Origin of the sequence: Marinobacterium profundum, assembly GCF_001528745.1 — a bacterium.
GTDB lineage: Bacteria > Pseudomonadota > Gammaproteobacteria > Pseudomonadales > Balneatricaceae > Marinobacterium_A > Marinobacterium_A profundum.
In genome coordinates this window covers 1-582 of sequence record NZ_BCNS01000074.1, presented here as the reverse complement: position 1 = coordinate 582, position 582 = coordinate 1, and the positions used below count along the sequence as shown (strand labels likewise).

The 582-nt window shown below is 40.2% G+C and carries 2 protein-coding genes; both read left to right on the top strand.

Annotated elements, in window-relative coordinates; all coding sequences use genetic code 11:
- On the top strand, positions 1-202 hold a 202-nt coding region (locus MPRO_RS25695), incomplete at its 5' end, for a hypothetical protein (protein WP_216821229.1).
- 73 nt (positions 203-275) lie between these two features.
- Entirely contained in the window at positions 276-557 is a 282-nt protein-coding gene (locus MPRO_RS24980) for an Imm27 family immunity protein (protein ID WP_082708424.1), read from the top strand.
- The last annotated feature ends 25 nt before the right edge of the window (positions 558-582 follow it).

The window sequence follows — 582 nt, the reverse complement described above, 5'->3', positions numbered from 1 at the left end:
TGCCGGAGGTCATTTAACTTTGACGCTTGATGAAGGACAATCAACTACTCCTATGCGGATTGAGCTTGTCTATCCGGCAAGCTTTCTTAGTAATATGGCAGCTACTATTCTAGATAATATTATACTTTATCTTAAAGACGGTAATATTAATCCATTTCCTCACTACTATGCTGGGGATTACTGGATTGAAGAACTTAACTGATAACAAGAGTAAGCACTTGACCCAAAAAAGCTGCGCTTTTTCGGTCATGTGTTACAAGCGTTAGGTGTACTAAATGGATTTACTGCAACCATCGGAGTCTTCATTAACTGGTCGTTGGTTGGAATCGGGTAAAAATGTAATAGCCGATCCTGTTTGCGAGCGTATTGAATGGCTTGTGAATCATCATTTGAAAAAGGTAGGTTCGTCTAAATGCTGTTGGGATATATTTTTCGCCGATCCCATAGATGGTCGTTTTTGGCTTTTATCTTACCCTCAAAGTCACATGCATGGTGGTGGTCCGCCAACTTTAAGCGTTGTGGCAACAGATGAGATTAAAAATATAGTAATGGTGTAATCGTCAGGGCAAACGCATGAACGTT

Excerpts from the sequence above, each read along its gene's own strand:
- MPRO_RS24980 (WP_082708424.1), top strand. The coding sequence starts at position 276 with ATGGATTTACTGCAACCATCGGAGTCTTCATTAACTGGTCGTTGGTTG.